Consider the following 16917-nt stretch of genomic DNA (forward strand, 5'->3'; position numbering starts at 1 on the left):
TCCTCTCATTTTATCGGTTAATCAACCGGCATAATAATTCAGCTTATCCATCAAAACACCTTTTGATTGGAGCCCGACGATGGTTTCCACCACTTCGCCGTCTTTAAAAATTTTCATTGTTGGTACACTCATCACCCGGTATTGCTGAGCCAGGCTCTGGGTCTGATCAATATCGACCTTATAAACACTGGCTTTGTCTTTTAACTGCTCGGCGACTTCTTCCAACACAGGTGCCAATGCTTTACAGGGTCCGCACCAGGTCGCAAAAAAATCTACTAAAACAACGCCTTTTCCTTTTAAAACAAGATTATCAAACTCTGTTTGATCTAATATCTTTGCCATTTTTTATCTCCTTTATTTCTAATTTTTTCTAGTTATTTACTACCGACATATTTATTTTTTCCGCAATCGCCGCTAGTTCTTCCAAACACTTCTGGTTATCCAATGCCGGCAGCTCATCGGTATGGGAAAACTTAACAAAACCAATCTCTTCACAGCTCAGGGTTTTTTTGTACCATTCCAGGGTATTATCGACAGCCTGGAACTGACGCGGATAATAAGGCGCCCCACCGATACCAATGATTAGAATTTTTTTATTTTTGATGACCGACTTATCCTCAAGGTTATAAATCATTTGAGTTCGGTCAATTAGCGCTTTTATTTTTGAAGGAAATGCGCTGAAATAAACGGGACTGGCTACAATCAGCAAGTCGCAGCTTTCCATTTTTTTGTAAATTTCGGTCATATCATCTTTGATAATACATTCTCCTTGATGAGGGATGCAGTGATCACAGGCGGTACAAGCCTGAACGTTTATCTGATTGACATTATATTCAAACAATTCATGTTCAACTTTAATTTTGCCCATAAAATAGTCAAGCGCCTTCTGTGTGTTCTGGTTATTCCGATGACTTCCAATAATTGCTACAATTTCCATTGGTTTTCCTTTCCTGGTGGATCCTTTTTAGTTATTTAGGAATATTATACCCGATTTCTTGCAGCATTAACACTGTCTAATTATCTGGTGAAAAATCTTCTTGCAAATTGATTAAGTCTTTTCAAAAAAGAAAAAAACCGAAGCCGTGTGAAAAGCGTTCGGTTTTTTCTAAAAACTTTGAAAGAGGGTAACTTGTTATGTCTAAATAATACTCTATTTCCCTTAAGTTTTTCTTAAAACTATCATATTTTGACCATTTTTTTTAATATTTCAATAAATTTACTGGTGCATTGGATCTTTGCACAACAAATTTTTCCCTGTTCGTCATGTTGAATCACATACTTTCTTTTTCCGTCCATATTTGTCAGTGTGAAATTGCGCATTTGACCGTCAACTTTTTTGGCTTCCTCACTTGGTAATATTTTTTTGATGTCATCAAGCTTTACTTCCAAGACGGTTTTTTTCCAAAAAAATATTTTTCGGTCAATCGTTAGCCGGTCGTGGGTGATGACCATCTCATAGGCGGTTGTAATATATCGAAGTGAAATTAAAAAACCACCCATCATAACAATCAGACTGATCACACCAACAATCGTTTTTAACCGATAATCTTCCAGGGTATTAGCATATTGATTGTATAAAAATGTATAACCTACCACCACCACCATTAATATTCCCAGGGTCGTGATGCTGATTTGCTTGCTTTCAAGGGTTTCCCGTGCTTTTACTGCCATATATCCTCCATATTTCTGTAGTCATTTTCATTATAACCGATTGATCCCATAAAAAAAAGAGCTTTAGCTCTTTTTTAACCATTGTTTTCTAGTCTTCTGGTGAAAAATCTTCTTTTCCAACACCGCATAGCGGGCAGACCCAATCCTCGGGAATATCTTCAAAAGCTGTTCCCGGACTAACCCCGCTATCAGGATCCCCAACCTCAGGATCATAAACATAACCACAAATATCGCATACGTATTTCTGCATTTTTTCCACCTCCAGACTCTATCTGTCATTGATTTTATTTCATGGGTATTTATATACCCCTGTATTTGATACTCTAACACGATCAGAAAAATAAATTGGATTGCCTCAAAAGATTGACGCTACGTTTATGACATGTTAAAGGCACCTTCCTGAAAACTCTGGAAGGTGCCTTTTCTCAATACTTCTAACTAGTCCTGAACAATTGCTTCTACTGGACATTGATCAGCACAAGCGCCACAGTCAGTACAAGATGCATCGATAACATAGATATCGCCTTCAGTAATTGCGTCTACAGGACATTCGTCTATACACGAGCCACAAGCAATACATTCGTCTGTAATTTTATAAGCCATCTAAAAAACCCTCCTTTTAGCATTAACAACATCTTTATTATATCCTTTTTTGCAGTGAAATCAAGATGATTATTTGTCTTTTTTGACTTTTTCGAATTTTTTTACCTCAATTTCTTCTAAAAGATATTTTTTCACCTCAGTTTCGTCCTTATTGACCTGAATTTTGACGAAAACGGTTTCTTCCAGAATGCTTAACTTAAATACTTCACCCTCACCATCGGCTGTGATGACTCTTTGTCCCACTTTAGGCAGTTTTTTCGAAACCTCTTCATAAAACTCCTGTTCATAGGTCAGGCAGCATAAAAGCCGACCACAGATCCCTGAAATCTTAGTCGAATTAAGGGAAAGATTTTGTTCTTTGGCCATTTTAATGGAAACCGGCGTAAAATCACCCAGCCATTGGGCACAACAAGTGGTTCGTCCGCAAACGCCCAAACCTTTAAATAGTTTGGCCTCATCGCGAACCCCAATTTGTCTTAGCTCAATCCGCACCTTAAAGATCGAAGCCAGATCTTTGACCAATTCTCTAAAATCAACCCGACCTTCAGCGGTAAAATAAAAAATCGCCTTTTTCTGATCAAAGGTGTATTCAACATCGATGAGTTTCATTTCCAACTTGTGCTTTTTTGCCTTAGTAATAAAAATTGCTTTGGCATCTTGCTCGTTTTGTTTGAGTTTATTAAATTCGATGGTATCGGCTTCGGTCGCTTTACGGATGACCGGTTTTACTGGAGCCACCATTTCTTCTTCATCGACGACTCTGGCTGTTAAGGCAATTTCACCATACTCAATACCTCTGACAGTTTCCACAATAACCGGATCAAACTGTTCAAATGCTATATCCAGGGGATCAAAATAATATATTTTTCCCACTTTTTTAAATCGTACCCCGACGACTGATTTTCCCATTGGATTTATCCTTTCTGAATTTTCATTATCTTAATGAAACACTTCTCCCATTGTAACCTTGAATTTACATTATATTGTATCGTCGCCATCATTTCAAATAAAGTTTTAATAATTGCCTGATTTTTTTGATTGGTCAATAATTGCAGGTAGGCTCTGTGGGCGGGATTCGGCTCGCCATGATCAGCCAGGGGATGACCTTCTAGCAGCAGATTTAGCTCATAGAACCAGTGAATAAAAAACTCCAGGTTCTCCTGGCTGGTGACCTTATCCTTGGCTAAAAGCTCTGCCAACGTAAAGACCTTAATTTCATTCCCTTTTAACAGGCCGTAAAGCTCTCTGAGATAAGCGGTCCTTTCTTTCTGGATCTCGCTGTTACTAAGCAGATACAAGGCCATTCCCGGCGATCCACCAGCCGCCATTACGGCCTCTGAGACCAATCCTTGCTCAAACTCAGTTTCTTTTAAAATAATTTTCTCGATATCCAAAATGCGCAGCGGCTGAAAATGATAGCTCTGACAGCGCGATCGGATCGTCGGTAAAATGGCTTGGTAATGACTGGTGATGAGGATAAAGATATTATAGCTAAGCGGCTCTTCCAACGACTTTAACAGGCTGTTCTGAGCCTCTGGGGTCATTCTTTCGGCTCCATCAATGATATTAATCCGCCAATTTCCCGAATAGGGTTTAACCGACAGCTGACTGATCATTTCGCGCACCTGACTGATTTTAATGCTGGTTTCTCCGGCTTTGGGAGCGACAATTCTGACATCTGGATAGTTTTCATGATCAATCTGGATGCAAACGGGACAATGGCCACAGCCTTTGTCGATCTGATCCTGACATAAGAGCGCTTTAGCAAATTCCCGGGCAGTTTTCATTTTCCCGAGACCATCAATTCCTGAAAAAAGGTAAGCATGGCTTACCTCATTGAACCTTATTTCTTTTTCCAGGTGACTTGTGATGGTTTGATGACCCTGTATCTTTTCAAACATATTTCACCTCTCACAAACGTCAATTAGTGGGGTTTTTTCTTTTTTTCATCACGGTTATCCCCATCATCTGTATTCAGTCCCATTTCCTCATCGAGTTCAGCACTGAATTCTTCATAATCCAGCAGTTTGGCAGCCTCTTCGAAATCGCTATCTTTAACATAGACTTCAATATGAGCCGGTGTAAAATTTCCCATAAAGATGCTGCGAATCGGTCCACCAAAGCCTTTTTCTTTCGTAATTACCGGTATTCCATTGGCACTTAGATAATTCTTAAGCAGGATAAAATCCATATCTGAGTCGGCCATGGTTAAATAGGTATATTGATCTTCAATCATTTGATTTACACTCCTTTATGCATTCCCAGATTTCCTCATGGATGCTTTTGATACTTCGCAACTGCTTATCTTGAACACAATTGATTTCCGTCCATCCGTATTCCGCTACCAGCGCCAAGGCACTGTGGTAAGAATCGCTGAGATGTGCCGGGCTATTTTCATGAATGTCTTTTTCCTGTTTGCCAGTTATTTTATTGTTCCGGTTTTTGATCAGCTGCTGGTTAATCTCCGGGGGAATGTTAAGAAAAAAAACCCGATCCGGAATCGGCAGACCATAGAGATTAAATTCAAAATCCCACAGCCAGGAAAGAAACCGTTGCCGTTCTTTAGGATCCTTTATTTTTCCCGCCTGATGAACCATATTAGAGGTGGTATAACGGTCTACCAGCACCAGCCCACCCTGCTTCAAAAAGTCCTCGTAATCTTCCTTATAGGAGGCATAACGGTCGGCTGCGTAAAAGGTGGACGCGATATAGGGGCTGATGCTCTCAGGTTCCTTCCCGAAAGCCCCTTCCAAGTATAATTTTACCATGGCTGAGGATTTTTTGTCATAGCGCGGGTAAGAAATTTTCATAACTTTTTCCCCGTCTTTCACCAGCCGGTCATAGAGTAGCTCGGTTTGGGTCTGTTTCCCACTACCATCCACTCCTTCGATGACGATCAGTTGTCCCTGATGATTCTTTTTCATGATTACCGGCTCCTTTTTTATGATCGTTACTGTTCTGTTTACATCGATCCCCACTACCGCGACCTGTTGATCCAGCAGATCGCTTAAATAAACTGCCATTTCCGGGCTGATTCGACTGCCGGGGAGTAGCACCGGTATCCCGGGGGGATAGGGGATAATAAAATCACCGACTAGCTGACCCACAGCCAACTCCAGCACCATCTTGCTCCGCTGTTTAGTATTAAGGGCTTCCCAAAGCGGTACTTCACTTTTTAAGGCCGTGCTGAAATCAACACTTTCACGCAGACTAGCTAGAGCCTTTTTTTCTTTTTCTTCTGCTAATTCCTGCCTGATGGTTTTATTTATATCACAGATAGCTTGGGTTATTCTTGTTAAATCATCCCCGGTCGTACCCATCCCGGTCATCGCCAGGACGTGGTTAGCTCCGGACATTTCGCATTGGATTCCGTATTTTGCTGATAGCCGGTCTGCTAACTCGGTTCCGGTGATGCCCCGGGTCACAAAAAGCCACTTGCTGCGATCATAATCATTGACCAGGTCATTGCCATCATATAGGATAATCGGCTCCTGATCGTTCTGATGCTGGCAGAAATCACGATGTGCAGCGACAATGGTATTAAAAATAATTTCACCCTCTTCATAGGCGTCGTCGACGGCCTCTTCCACCGAGATCATCAGCGGATAGCTGGGTGATGAGCTTTGCAGCAGGCTGAGATAGGCTTTAATTTTTTGCCGATCGACTCGGTTGCCCTGAAAATGAATCAGCGAGCTTTGGGTCAGCGAACCCAGTATTTTATGGGTGCTCTGAATCACCACATCGGCTCCGGCTGACAAGGCATCGATCGGCAGCTTGTCACTAAAGGCCAGATGGGCGCCATGGGCTTCATCGACAATTAAGAATTTCCCCTGCGCATGAAGGATTTCGGCTATTTTTTTGATTTCGCTGGTCGTACCGTAGTAGCTGGGGTTAGTCAGAATCATCCCCCCGATTTCGGGATTTTCAGCCAGCGCCTGATTGACCGATGCGACACTGATCGATTTGGCAAAGCCTATTTTTGACTCAACTTCTGGCGTAATAAAAACTGCTTCCAGGCGCCCCAGAGCCAGCGCGCCAAAGACCGCCCGATGACAGTTAATCGGCACCAGCAGCGGCGCTCCCGGGGAACAGCTGCCCAGGACAGCACTGTGAATGCCAGTAGTAGTGCCATTAACTAAAATCGCAGCTTCTTCGCTTTGGTAAATCGCAGCCAGTTTTTTTTGAGCCTGGTCAATGATCCCTTGGGCGTCATGCAGGTTATCGACACCGGGTATTTCGGTGATATCGTAGTCATATAAGGCAAAGGCTTGGCCCCGACCCTTATGTCCCGGCATATGAAATCGATACCGATTTTGGCTGTTAATTTTATCCAGTTGTTTTTTTATGATACTCTTTTTTAGATCCATCTTTTTCATCTTATTCATGCCTTTATTCTAACACAACCGCTTGCTTTTAAAATCAGAAATTTTACTTTTATCCTTTTAACTTGATGAAAATTATTATATAATGTTTGCGCAAATATATTTATGAGGTGAAGATAAAAATGTCCAGTGAAAAAGTTATTACGATCAATATGGAAAATTTTGAAACCGAAATTTTATCATATAATGGTGCTGTCATGGTGGATTTTTGGGCAGAATGGTGTGGCCCTTGTAAAGCGCTTTCCCCGACAATCGATGAAATTTCTCAGGAGCTTGGCGCTGATATGAAAGTTTGTAAAATCAATGTCGATGAAAACCAGACCTTAGCTCAACAGTTCCGGGTCATGAGCATTCCCACCGTGGTTTTTTTTAAAGATGGTGAGGCCGTCAACCGATTTGTCGGTGTTCGTGAAAAAAATGAATATCTCGATACGATGAAGAGCCTTTAATCCGGCACTTTTAAAAAGTCTAAACAGAATGATGTCATCCTGTTTAGACTTTTTTATTTGACCATATAAGTATGTCGGCAAGGGTCTAGACCACCTGATCATCACGGATCGCCCTTGTTAAACTATTTCTCCAACTTAGATTAATCTATTTTGAGCGCTAATTATGAAACTTTTCCGCCGGAAGCAATGCCATCGACGGTGACCAGGGACAATTTTTTGCCTTTGGTGGCGGCCAGAATCATCCCGTTGGATTCCAGCCCCCGGAGGTTGACCGGTTTTAGGTTGGCAACCAGAATGACGGTTTTTCCGATTAGCTCTTCCGCTTTATAATATTTAGCAATCCCGGATACCACCTGACGCTTTTCCTGACCGACCAGCAGTTGTAAGACCAGCAGGCGATCAGCATCGGGATGGGGTTCACAGGCGACTATTTCAGCCACCCGCAATTGCACCTTGGCAAAGTCGTCAATCGTGATCAGGCCTTCCGGTAATTCCTCATGAGCTTCGGCATTATTTTCTTTTTTTGCTTTTGGGGCTTCTTTGACCGGCTTTTCTGCCTTCTTCTCCAGCTCAATCCGTGGGAACAGGGCATCACAGCGTTCAATCTTGAGACCTTCGGGATAGCCACCAAAATGCTTTATGCTATCCCAAGTTAAACAATCTTCCGGACATTTTAACTGCTCGCCGATTTTTCTGGCGGTTTCTGGCATTGCCGCAGAAATCAGCACGGTGACAATCCGTAGCGACTCGGTCAGGTTATACATCACCTGTGCCAGTCGAGCCTGTTTTTCTGGGGTTTTCCCTAATACCCAGGGTTGGGTTTCATCAATATATTTATTGGAACGGGAAACCAGTTTCCAGGTTTCTTCCAGTGCCCGGCTAAAATCCAGCTTGTCCATGTAGTCGCTGACGATCGCGGGGGTTTTTTCGGCCAGTTCAATCAGTTCACGGTCGATTTCTTCCGTTTCCCGTTCTTTGGGAATCACCCCACCAAAGTACTTATCCGTCATCGCCAGGGTGCGGCTTAGCAGGTTGCCCAGGTCATTGGCCAGGTCTGAATTGATATGGCTAACTAGCAGGTCTTCATTATAAACGCCATCAGAACCATAGCTCATTTCCCGAAGCACATGGTAGCGCAGGGCATCGACGCCGTACTTTTTTACGAGTACCACCGGATCGACAACGTTACCGACCGATTTAGACATTTTGCCACCTTTTAGGAGGATCCAGCCGTGGCCATAAACCTGTTTGGGCAGTGGTAATTTTAAGGCCATCAGGATAATCGGCCAGTAAATGGTATGGAAACGGATGATATCTTTGCCGACCAGATGGACATCGGCCGGCCAGTATTTTTCCATCAGGTCGGGCTTGTCATTAAGGTAGCCCAGCGCTGAAATATAGTTGGGCAGGGCGTCAATCCACACATAAACGACATGTCCGGGGTCAAAATCCACCGGTACCCCCCAGCTAAAAGAGGTTCGGGAGACGCATAAATCGTGGAGACCGGGCTTGATAAAATTATTGATCATTTCATTTTTTCGCGATTCGGGCTGAATAAAATGAGGATTGTCTTCAATGTGTTTCATCAGGTCATCGGCATATTTGGACATTTTAAAGAAGTAGGCTTCTTCCGCGGCTTTTTCCACTGGTCGGCCACAGTCAGGACAGTTCCCTTCAACTAACTGGCTTTCGGTCCAGAAAGATTCGCAAGGTGTACAGTACCAACCTTCATAGTTGGACTTATAAATATCGCCCTGATCATAGAGCTTTTTAAAAATCCGTTGGATCGTCTTTTCATGCTCCGGATCGGTGGTCCTAATAAACTGATCGTAGCTGATGTTCATCGTCTCCCAGAGATTTTTAATCCCGGTGACAATCCCATCGACATAGGCTTGAGGAGCGATCCCAGTGGCTTCGGCGACCTTTTCAATCTTCTGACCATGTTCGTCAGTGCCGGTTAAAAAATAAGTATCATAACCTTGCAGTTTTTTAAACCGGGTAATCGTATCTGCCGCCACGGTGGTGTAGGTATGGCCGATATGGAGGTTTCCACTGGGATAATAAATGGGGGTGCTAATATAAAATGTTTTTTCTGACATAAGTTCTCCTTTTATTGATTCTTCCGTATTTGATGGCTTAATCCACAAAAAACCCCCCGTCCAGTTAAGGGCGAAGGGCTCGCGTTACCACCTTAGTTCGCACTATTCTCACAAATAATGCCTTCATAAGTTATCTAAACTTTCAGTTTTATCGCGTCAAGCGGTCCAGGCTAAAACATTCACCCAAACTTACTCCGAGGCCATCTTCAATGCTTTTTCTGTCACCGGCTTTCACCATCCCGGCTCTCTCTTCACAGTGCCCACACCTACTCTTCTCTTCATCGTAATTTTTTATTACTTTTTTAATTGCTATCCCTATTATACTTTAATTCCAGATTTTTTCAAGGGATTTATCGTTTAACCGCATTATAAACATCCCGCCTGGAAATATTCCGGTCTTTGGCCACGGCTTTCATGGCTTCTTTTTCCGGCAGACCCGTATTGAGATAATATTCCAGATGTTCTTCGAGACTCAGGCTTTCCAGTTCCAGCCCGGCGGCGGCGTTGCCTTCGTCGGCGGTCCGGCCTTCAATACAGAGCACATACTCGCCGCGGGGGTTATGTTCCTGATAATAGTGACGATGTTCCCCAATGGTGCCATATCGGGTTTCTTCATAACGTTTGGTTATTTCTCTTGAAATACTCATTTGCCGATGTCCCAAGCCATGCTGATCAAGAATTTCCAGAGTTTTTGGCAGCCGATGCGGCGATTCGTATAGCACCACCGTAAACTCTGACGCTTCGATTCGTTTGACCCCTTCTTTAACCGCCTTGTTTTCTTTGCCTAAAAAGCCCAGAAACAAAAAGGAGCGGGTATCGAGTCCGGACAGCACCAGGCCGCAGAGGCCGGCGTTAGGCCCGGGGATCACTTCCAGAGCAATCTCATTTTCAACACAGCTTTTTACCAGCACCGATCCCGGATCGGAAATCAGCGGCATCCCGGCATCAGAGATCAGGGCGATATTCTGACCCTGTTTGAGCAGTTCAATCAGTCCTTCGCTGGACTGCTGTTCGTTATGCTGATGATAGGCGACCATCTTTTTAGAAATCTCAAAATGGTTGAGCAGCTTAATCGAATGTCTGGTGTCTTCAGCAGCGATCAGATCAACCTCTTGTAAGACCCGTAATCCCCGAATGCTGATATCATCGAGATTCCCGATTGGGGTACCAACAATATATAGTTTCCCTGACATCTATTCGTTATACAGGTTTCTGGCGACATACACGCCATTGGCGGATGCCTGCATCAAACCTCTAGTTACGCCGGCGCCGTCACCTAACACATAGAGATTCTTAATGCTGGACTGGAAGTTTTTATCAACCGTAACCTTATTGGAATAAAACTTGACCTCGACCCCATAAAGCAGGGTTTCATCGCTAGCCAGACCAGGCGAAACATGATCAAGAGCCTGTATCATTTCAACAATATCCTTCATAATCCGGTAGGGTAATACTAAACAAAGATCGCCGGGAACCGCATCGATTAAGGTCGGTCTAATATTATTTCGCATCAGTCGTTCGTGAGTAGTGCGTCGGCCTCTTAAAAAATCGCCATAACGCTGAACCATGATCTTATTACCGGTCAACATGTTTCCTAACCCGGCAATGTGCTTGCCATAGGCGACCGCTTCCTTAAAGGGCTCCGTGAAGCTTTTGGAAACCAGCAGCGCAAAATTGGTATTGTTGGTTTTTAGCTTATCGGATTTATAACTGTGGCCATTGACCACCGCTAATTGGTTATCGTAATATTCAGTCGAAACGACGCCGCCGGGGTTTGAACAAAAAGTCCTCACGCTGTCATCAAAGGTGGGGGTATAATAAACCAGTTTACCCTCGTAAAGGGCATCATTGATTTCCTGCATAACCTCGTTTCGGGTTTCTAACCGAACCCCGATATCGATTTTCCCGACCTTGGTTTCAACCTTGTAGGCTTCGCACATGGACGTAAACCATTCGGAGCCATCTCGACCGACAGCCACTAGCACCTTATCAGCCATATAGGTTTCACCCTTGGCCACCACGCCGACAACCACCTTATCTTCGACCACCAAACTTTGCACCGGGGTTCGAAATTTAATATCAATCCCCAGATCGTCAATTAGGTAGTTTTGAATCCGTTGGTAAATGGTATAGCCCACCTCGGTACCCATATGACGGACCGGACATTCAATGAGTTTTAAATTGCTCTGAATCGCCTTAGTGCGGATATCCCGAATCTTATCGGGATTATCCAGTCCATGAACCCGTTTGTCGGCGCCAAAGTCAATATACAGATCATCAACATATTTAATCAGATCGACGGTAGCATTATAGCCGATATATTCTGGCAATTCGCCACCGACATCGGGTGAAAGCGACAGCTTACCATCAGAATAAGCTCCGGCTCCGGCAAAACCGGTAGTAATATTGCAGGGCTGACAGCCAATGCAAACATTTGTTTGACGCTTGGGACAAATCCGTTTTTCGATCGAATTGCCCTTTTCCAGCATCAATATCTTAATTTCTTTGTTTTTTTTAGCCAGTTCCATGGCTGCAAAAATACCGCCTGGTCCAGCTCCGATGATTATCACATCATATTTCATGTTGTTCTTCCTTTATGCAAACGCATCCGAGCCGTAGTCATCATTATAACCCACCGCCAGATCGTTGAATTTTGTATATTCGGGTATCCATGCCAAACGAATGGTCCCGGTTGGTCCGTTACGTTGCTTGGCAATGATTAATTCCGATAAATTTTTTAATTCCGGGTTTTGATCGTAATAAAATTCACGATACAAGAGCATGATCACATCGGCATCCTGCTCAATCGAACCGGATTCACGTAAATCCGACATCACCGGATGATGATCAGCCCTTGCATCGGGAGCCCGGCTGAGCTGGGACAAAGCGATCACCGGGGCTTCCATTTCCCTGGCCAGGGCTTTAAGGCCACGGGACATCTCGGAAATTTCATTTTGCCGGTTTTCGCTACGGCTACCACCGCTCATCAGCTGCAGATAATCAATCACAATCAGATCGAGCGCTTTTTCGGTTTTTAGCCGCCGACATTTAGAGCGGACTTCAGAAACGGTGATTCCCGGGGTATCGTCAATAAATATTTTGGCTCCGTAGAGGGTATTATAACCAACTACCATCCGCTCCCAGTCTTCCTTGCTGAGGTTACCGGTACGGACATTGTTGCTGTCTACTAAGGAGGCTGCACAGAGCATCCGCTGAACCAGCTGTTCTTTAGACATTTCGAGGCTAAAAATCGCCACCGAACGGTTATCTTTGATGGCGGCATTTTGAGCAATATTCAAGGCAAAGGCAGTTTTCCCCATCGACGGCCTGGCAGCGACAATAATCAGATCGGAGGGCTGCAAGCCAGAGGTAATATGATTAAGTTCGGTAAAGCCAGTTTCGATACCGGTGAGCTTGCCTTTTTTGCTTTCGATGGCTTCAATTTGAGCCAGGGTAGTGCTGAGGGTCTCTTGAATACTCTGAAAATCGCCGGTTCGCCGTCCCTGGGAAACCTTGAAGATTTCCTGTTCGGCTCGGTCAATCACATCCCCAATATTGTCATACTGACCATAGCTGTCTTCGAGAATCTGGGTTGCGGTGTGGATGAGATTTCGAATCACGGCTTTCTCATGAACGATCTGGCAGTATTCCAGGTAATTGCGATTAATCGGCACCATCTCAATCAGCTCACTGAGGTAGCCAATCCCCCCGATTTTTTCCAGTACCCCGCGATTCCTGAGCGAATTGACTAGGGTCACGGTATCGATCGGTTTTCTTTCATTGTGCAGATCTAGCATCGCTTCATAGATTTCTTTATGGGCTCCCCGATAAAAATCATGAGGCGATAACAGCTCTTCAGCCCGGGCAATATTTGACTCATCCATTAGAATGGCGCCTAAAACAGACTGCTCCGCTTCTAAATTATGGGGCGGGACTTTGGGATTCATCACCACTTAGTCTCCTAGGCCTCGCCTTTGATGATCACGGTCAGTTTTCCAATCACACCCTGATAGGTTTTAATTTTAACCTCAGCCCGACCCACATTTCGTAGCGGCATCTCCAGTTCAACCTTCCGTTTATCGACCTTAATGTCTTTTTGTTTTTCCAGCGCTTCGGTGATATCTTTACTGGTAACCGATCCAAACAGCTTGCCGTCTTCGCCAGCCCGTTCAGTAATGGTAATTTCGGTTTGATCAATTGTTTTCGCCAATTCGACGGCCGCCTGTCGTTCTGTTTCGACTTTATTGGCTTCTTCAGCCTTGGTTTTTTCGGCCATGGCAATATTTTCTTTATTACCAATCACACCCTTACCGGTTTTAATCAGGAAGTTTCGGCCGTAACCATCTTTCACTTCAACAATTTCACCTTTATTTCCAACATTTTTTACGTTTTCTAATAATACTACTTTCATGATCCATTCTCCTTCTTATATTCTTTAATGGCGGTGAGCAACAGTTCTTTTCCGGTTTCAAGATTATTTTCGCCAGGAAATTGCGCTCCGGCAATGGCCAAATGCCCGCCTCCGCCTAGTGTTTCCAGGATTACCTGAACATTGACTTCACCCATCGATCGGGCACTGATGGCCAGACCTTCTTCATTTTTGAGAATAATAAAGGAGGCCACAATCCCTTTAATATTCAGCAGTTCATCGGCTGCCTGAGCCGCAATAACTTTACCATAATCGGTATTGTTTTCAAAGGTTGAGATGGCAATGTTGTCAAAATATATTTTAGCGTTCTTGACTGCATCGGATTTGGCCGTATAGGTATTAAGATCATCCTGCAAAAGAATTTTGCTGACCAAAGTGTCTGCACCTTTTCGTTTTAAGTAAGAGGCCGCTTCAAAGGTGCGCACTCCGGTTTTCAGGGTAAACATTTTGGTGTCCATGCAGATCCCCGCCATCAAGGCATTAGCTTCGATCACTGTCAGATGGTTTTTCTCATCAAAATACTGGAGCAGTTCGGTGACCAGTTCACAGGTCGACGAGGCATAGGTTTCGGTGTAGGTCAGCAGGGTTTCCTTAATGGCCTTTCCGGAACGCCGATGGTGATCGATCACCACAATTTTAGGAATTTGCTCTGCCAGATCTGGCATTTCCAGATAATTCACCGTTTGGGTGTCGACAATAATGAGCAGGGTATTCTTTGTGGCATAGGTTTCAGCTTCTTTAGGGGTGATAAAGGCATCCTGATAAGCCTCATTCTCCAGTAAGTAGTCAAACAGTGATTTGATCGAGTAATTGATTTCGCGGATGACGATCTTCCCTTCCTTACCCAATGATCGGCAGGCTCCCAACAAACCTACCGCCGAGCCGAGGCAATCCATATCGGGGTTCTGATGACCCATCAGTAAAACGTGGTCTGCTTCTTTAATCAGCTCTTTCAGACCATGAGCCTTAACCCGAGCCTTGACTTTCGTCCTTTTTTCGGTGGCTTCGGTTTTTCCGCCGTAGAAGGACATTTTTTCATCTTGTCGAACCACCGCTTGATCACCGCCCCGAGCCAGGGCAATATCTAGCGCTGACCGGGATAGTTCCTGAGATTCAATAATCCCCAGAATACTCTCTGAGATACCAATCCCAATACTGAGGGTTATCGGAATTTTTTCATCATTTTCTATTTCCCGGATGTCATCGAGTATTTTAAAGTTTTCTTTTTGCAGCGCACAGATTTTCCCGCGCTCAAAAATCATTAAGTAGCGATCACTTTCGTACTTAATCATGGCACTGCCCAGCTGTTTGGCCCATTCGTTTAGTTTAAGATCAACCTGTCCCAAAATCGCTGAGCGTTTATGGCTGGGAATCTGTTCGATGATATCATCATAATTATCGATGACGATATAACAAAATAGTGGCGAATTTTTTCGATACAGCTGCCGTTGTTTACTTTGTTCGGTGATATCAAAGAAATGCAGCAACTCAAAACTGTGAACCTTATCCGAAAAGGCATTGGTAACTACTCCATAATCGCGCTCTTCGTAATGAAAGGTAAATTCATCGGCCTTAACCGCTTCAGCCAGATTAAAATCCAACTCGTTGATGATACATTTTTTAAATAAGCCCTCTTTTTCTTTCTTAAAGGCTTTTCCAAAGGCCTGGTTATACCAATAAATTATCCCCTCATTGTCGACGATGGCCATCGCGATGGGCATTTCATACATGCGTTCCTGATTGATCTTATCCAGATCACTGTATATTTCGTCGATCGCCTTATCGATTTTAATCTCATCAATAGTGGTATTTCTAGTGTAGTAAATAATCAGGATCACAAAGATCAATACTCCGGCAATTCCCCAGAAGATATTATAAAAACCAAGAACAATCGAAACAATCAACTGTGCCGCGATGGCAAACCGTACAAGATCTTTTTTTGATTCTTTCATTTTATCTGAGACTCCCTTCGAAAAATCCGGCGAATTCCGATGTAAGTTTCAGCTACCCCCAAAATAGTTACGATTGAGCTGAGTAAAAAGCTCAGCACAACGACTAACACTTTTAATCCTTTATTTGTTATCTTTTTATAGTCCATGTAATTAAACATCAGTGACAAGCCCATCACGAAGAAAATAATATTGACAAAATTCATCACAGTCACCATGTAAATCTGAGGTATGCTGGAGAGCTGGAACATCCTGACAATAAAATCACCGAGTAACAATACCATTAAAAAATACTTTAGAGTTCCCGGCATTTCCCATTGGCTCAAAGGGGTAAAAGTTTTAATCGGATAACCGATTCGTGTTAGAATCATGTCTGAAACCACCACATTGATCATCCCAAAAATAACCGGCATTAAAAGAAAGGCACTGGGCAATGCCAGCTTCATCATTTCGACATTCTTTGCCATCGCTTCACTGGCGATTGTCAATTGTTCGGCATCCATGATATTAGCGGTTTGATAAAATGTCATCACCTCACTGGTGCTCTGCTCCAGGGTCTGAAACAGCAGGCTGGTAAAACCAATTCCCATCACAAACTCATAACTGGCAACCACGGCGATCAAAAGAATCGAGAAACCAAGAATTCCGATAAAGGCTTTCTTAACCGGTGATAAATCCCGGTTATATGCAAACCCCAAACTGCATCCGACTAAGAGCATCAGCGCCCCAAAAGAAATCGCATTCAGGGGTCCTAGAAACAGACCGATCAGAACGGTGGCGGCAATACTGGAAAGGATACTTACCTTCAATCCCTGGCGCTTTCCCAGAACGACCATTGGTACCGGTATAAAAAATACCAACAGTACAAAAAAGGGCAGATAATAACTGACTAAAGTAAGAATTACTCCCAGTGCACAAAACATCGCACCTTCTGTTATTCCACGTGTTTTCATTGTTCCTCCAAATTGGCAACTCAAGTGTTCCCATACGCAGTTTATTTATGCGTAAAAAGTTACCAAACCATTATATCACAATAAAAGAAAATGCCCATTATTTTTGTGTGCGTTTATTATGAAATTCTCAGGAAACGGTTCTGATAATTCCCGTGTTTGGGCTATCAGCTAATCGATTCTCTCAGAAAAACGATGAACCTATCAACACGCCTTTTATCGATCACATACAAAAAGCTGCTCGCTTCAGGTTCTTCCTGAAACAAACAGCTTTATAAAATTTAGTTATTTGAGCTATATGGTAAAAGGGCAACGTTTCGCGCACGTTTAATCGCTTCAGTTACCTTTCTTTGATGTTTAGCACAAGTACCAGTGGCTCGTCTTG

18 protein-coding genes and 1 pseudogene are annotated in these 16917 nt (G+C 43.5%); 1 reads left to right on the forward strand and 18 read right to left on the reverse strand.

Annotation, left to right across the window (positions count from 1 at the left end; all coding sequences use genetic code 11):
* Positions 1-21: 21 nt before the first annotated feature.
* The 10 genes and pseudogenes from trxA (QZ998_RS07485) to QZ998_RS07530 form a co-directional block, all read right to left on the reverse strand.
* Positions 22-342 carry a thioredoxin gene (trxA, locus tag QZ998_RS07485; RefSeq protein WP_296559367.1) on the reverse strand — a complete coding sequence of 107 codons (321 nt, stop codon included), beginning with the start codon at positions 340-342 and terminating at the stop codon, positions 22-24.
* 28 nt (positions 343-370) lie between these two features.
* Positions 371-937 (reverse strand): flavodoxin family protein, encoded by a 567-nt coding sequence (locus QZ998_RS07490; protein WP_296559368.1) that lies wholly within the window; start codon positions 935-937, stop codon positions 371-373.
* A 242-nt stretch (positions 938-1179) separates the two neighbouring features.
* Positions 1180-1671 (reverse strand): hypothetical protein, encoded by a 492-nt coding sequence (locus QZ998_RS07495; RefSeq protein WP_296559370.1) that lies wholly within the window; start codon positions 1669-1671, stop codon positions 1180-1182.
* Positions 1672-1759: 88 nt separating this feature from the next.
* Positions 1760-1921: a rubredoxin gene (gene rd, locus QZ998_RS07500; RefSeq protein WP_296559372.1), complete on the reverse strand. Its 162-nt coding sequence runs from the start codon at positions 1919-1921 to the stop codon at positions 1760-1762.
* A gap of 188 nt (positions 1922-2109) precedes the next feature.
* Complete coding sequence (locus QZ998_RS07505; protein ID WP_296559374.1) at positions 2110-2274, reverse strand: 4Fe-4S binding protein; 165 nt, start codon at positions 2272-2274, stop codon at positions 2110-2112.
* A gap of 69 nt (positions 2275-2343) precedes the next feature.
* Entirely contained in the window at positions 2344-3183 is an 840-nt protein-coding gene (locus tag QZ998_RS07510; RefSeq protein ID WP_296559376.1) for a stage 0 sporulation family protein, read from the reverse strand.
* 5 nt (positions 3184-3188) lie between these two features.
* Positions 3189-4175 (reverse strand): DNA polymerase III subunit delta', encoded by a 987-nt coding sequence (holB, locus tag QZ998_RS07515; protein ID WP_296559380.1) that lies wholly within the window; start codon positions 4173-4175, stop codon positions 3189-3191.
* Positions 4176-4198: 23 nt separating this feature from the next.
* Complete coding sequence (locus QZ998_RS07520; protein ID WP_296559381.1) at positions 4199-4510, reverse strand: DUF2007 domain-containing protein; 312 nt, start codon at positions 4508-4510, stop codon at positions 4199-4201.
* Positions 4503-5198, reverse strand: a complete 696-nt coding sequence (locus QZ998_RS07525) for a thymidylate kinase (protein ID WP_296559396.1) — start codon at positions 5196-5198, stop codon at positions 4503-4505. The genes QZ998_RS07520 and QZ998_RS07525 overlap by 8 nt, the downstream gene beginning before the upstream one ends.
* A 90-nt stretch (positions 5199-5288) precedes the next feature.
* Positions 5289-6659, reverse strand: a pseudogene (locus QZ998_RS07530) (aminotransferase class V-fold PLP-dependent enzyme); the annotation flags it as partial.
* Between the two features lie 119 nt (positions 6660-6778).
* Between QZ998_RS07530 and trxA (QZ998_RS07535) the strand changes: the two are divergent.
* Positions 6779-7105, forward strand: coding sequence for a thioredoxin (gene trxA, locus QZ998_RS07535; RefSeq protein ID WP_296559382.1), 327 nt, complete (start codon positions 6779-6781; stop codon positions 7103-7105).
* 161 nt (positions 7106-7266) lie between these two features.
* Here the strand turns inward: trxA (QZ998_RS07535) and metG are convergent, their stop codons facing one another.
* The 8 genes from metG to rpsR all read right to left on the reverse strand — a co-directional run.
* Entirely contained in the window at positions 7267-9204 is a 1938-nt protein-coding gene (metG, locus tag QZ998_RS07540) for a methionine--tRNA ligase (RefSeq protein ID WP_296559385.1), read from the reverse strand.
* Positions 9205-9554: 350 nt separating this feature from the next.
* A complete protein-coding gene (rsmI, locus tag QZ998_RS07545; RefSeq protein ID WP_296559387.1) occupies positions 9555-10397 on the reverse strand; it encodes a 16S rRNA (cytidine(1402)-2'-O)-methyltransferase in 843 nt (280 codons plus the stop codon).
* Entirely contained in the window at positions 10398-11786 is a 1389-nt protein-coding gene (locus tag QZ998_RS07550; RefSeq protein ID WP_296559388.1) for an FAD-dependent protein, read from the reverse strand.
* Positions 11787-11798: 12 nt separating this feature from the next.
* A complete protein-coding gene (dnaB, locus tag QZ998_RS07555; RefSeq protein ID WP_296559389.1) occupies positions 11799-13151 on the reverse strand; it encodes a replicative DNA helicase in 1353 nt (450 codons plus the stop codon).
* 14 nt (positions 13152-13165) lie between these two features.
* Entirely contained in the window at positions 13166-13615 is a 450-nt protein-coding gene (gene rplI / locus QZ998_RS07560) for a 50S ribosomal protein L9 (protein ID WP_296559390.1), read from the reverse strand.
* Complete coding sequence (locus QZ998_RS07565; protein WP_296559391.1) at positions 13612-15585, reverse strand: DHH family phosphoesterase; 1974 nt, start codon at positions 15583-15585, stop codon at positions 13612-13614. The genes rplI and QZ998_RS07565 overlap by 4 nt, the downstream gene beginning before the upstream one ends.
* Positions 15582-16535: a DUF2232 domain-containing protein gene (locus tag QZ998_RS07570; RefSeq protein WP_296559394.1), complete on the reverse strand. Its 954-nt coding sequence runs from the start codon at positions 16533-16535 to the stop codon at positions 15582-15584. Before QZ998_RS07570 ends, QZ998_RS07565 begins: the two co-directional genes overlap by 4 nt.
* 278 nt (positions 16536-16813) lie before the next feature.
* The coding region (gene rpsR, locus QZ998_RS07575) for a 30S ribosomal protein S18 (RefSeq protein WP_296559398.1) at positions 16814-16917 on the reverse strand (104 nt) is incomplete at its 5' end.

Source organism: uncultured Acetobacterium sp. (genome assembly GCF_927416815.1).
Lineage (GTDB): Bacteria > Bacillota > Clostridia > Eubacteriales > Eubacteriaceae > Acetobacterium.

Bases quoted from the DNA above. Each gene is read 5' to 3' on its own strand.
- QZ998_RS07505 (WP_296559374.1), bottom strand. From the start codon at position 2,274: ATGGCTTATAAAATTACAGACGAATGTATTGCTTGTGGCTCGTGTATA.
- QZ998_RS07525 (WP_296559396.1), bottom strand. From the start codon at position 5,198: ATGAAAAAGAATCATCAGGGACAACTGATCGTCATCGAAGGAGTGGAT.
- trxA (WP_296559367.1), bottom strand. From the start codon at position 342: ATGGCAAAGATATTAGATCAAACAGAGTTTGATAATCTTGTTTTAAAA.
- QZ998_RS07550 (WP_296559388.1), bottom strand. From the start codon at position 11,786: ATGAAATATGATGTGATAATCATCGGAGCTGGACCAGGCGGTATTTTT.
- holB (WP_296559380.1), bottom strand. From the start codon at position 4,175: ATGTTTGAAAAGATACAGGGTCATCAAACCATCACAAGTCACCTGGAA.
- metG (WP_296559385.1), bottom strand. From the start codon at position 9,204: ATGTCAGAAAAAACATTTTATATTAGCACCCCCATTTATTATCCCAGT.
- QZ998_RS07570 (WP_296559394.1), bottom strand. From the start codon at position 16,535: ATGAAAACACGTGGAATAACAGAAGGTGCGATGTTTTGTGCACTGGGA.
- rsmI (WP_296559387.1), bottom strand. From the start codon at position 10,397: ATGTCAGGGAAACTATATATTGTTGGTACCCCAATCGGGAATCTCGAT.
- QZ998_RS07490 (WP_296559368.1), bottom strand. From the start codon at position 937: ATGGAAATTGTAGCAATTATTGGAAGTCATCGGAATAACCAGAACACA.
- rd (WP_296559372.1), bottom strand. From the start codon at position 1,921: ATGCAGAAATACGTATGCGATATTTGTGGTTATGTTTATGATCCTGAG.
- QZ998_RS07495 (WP_296559370.1), bottom strand. From the start codon at position 1,671: ATGGCAGTAAAAGCACGGGAAACCCTTGAAAGCAAGCAAATCAGCATC.
- QZ998_RS07510 (WP_296559376.1), bottom strand. From the start codon at position 3,183: ATGGGAAAATCAGTCGTCGGGGTACGATTTAAAAAAGTGGGAAAAATA.
- QZ998_RS07565 (WP_296559391.1), bottom strand. From the start codon at position 15,585: ATGAAAGAATCAAAAAAAGATCTTGTACGGTTTGCCATCGCGGCACAG.
- rplI (WP_296559390.1), bottom strand. From the start codon at position 13,615: ATGAAAGTAGTATTATTAGAAAACGTAAAAAATGTTGGAAATAAAGGT.
- dnaB (WP_296559389.1), bottom strand. From the start codon at position 13,151: ATGAATCCCAAAGTCCCGCCCCATAATTTAGAAGCGGAGCAGTCTGTT.
- trxA (WP_296559382.1), top strand. From the start codon at position 6,779: ATGTCCAGTGAAAAAGTTATTACGATCAATATGGAAAATTTTGAAACC.
- QZ998_RS07520 (WP_296559381.1), bottom strand. From the start codon at position 4,510: ATGATTGAAGATCAATATACCTATTTAACCATGGCCGACTCAGATATG.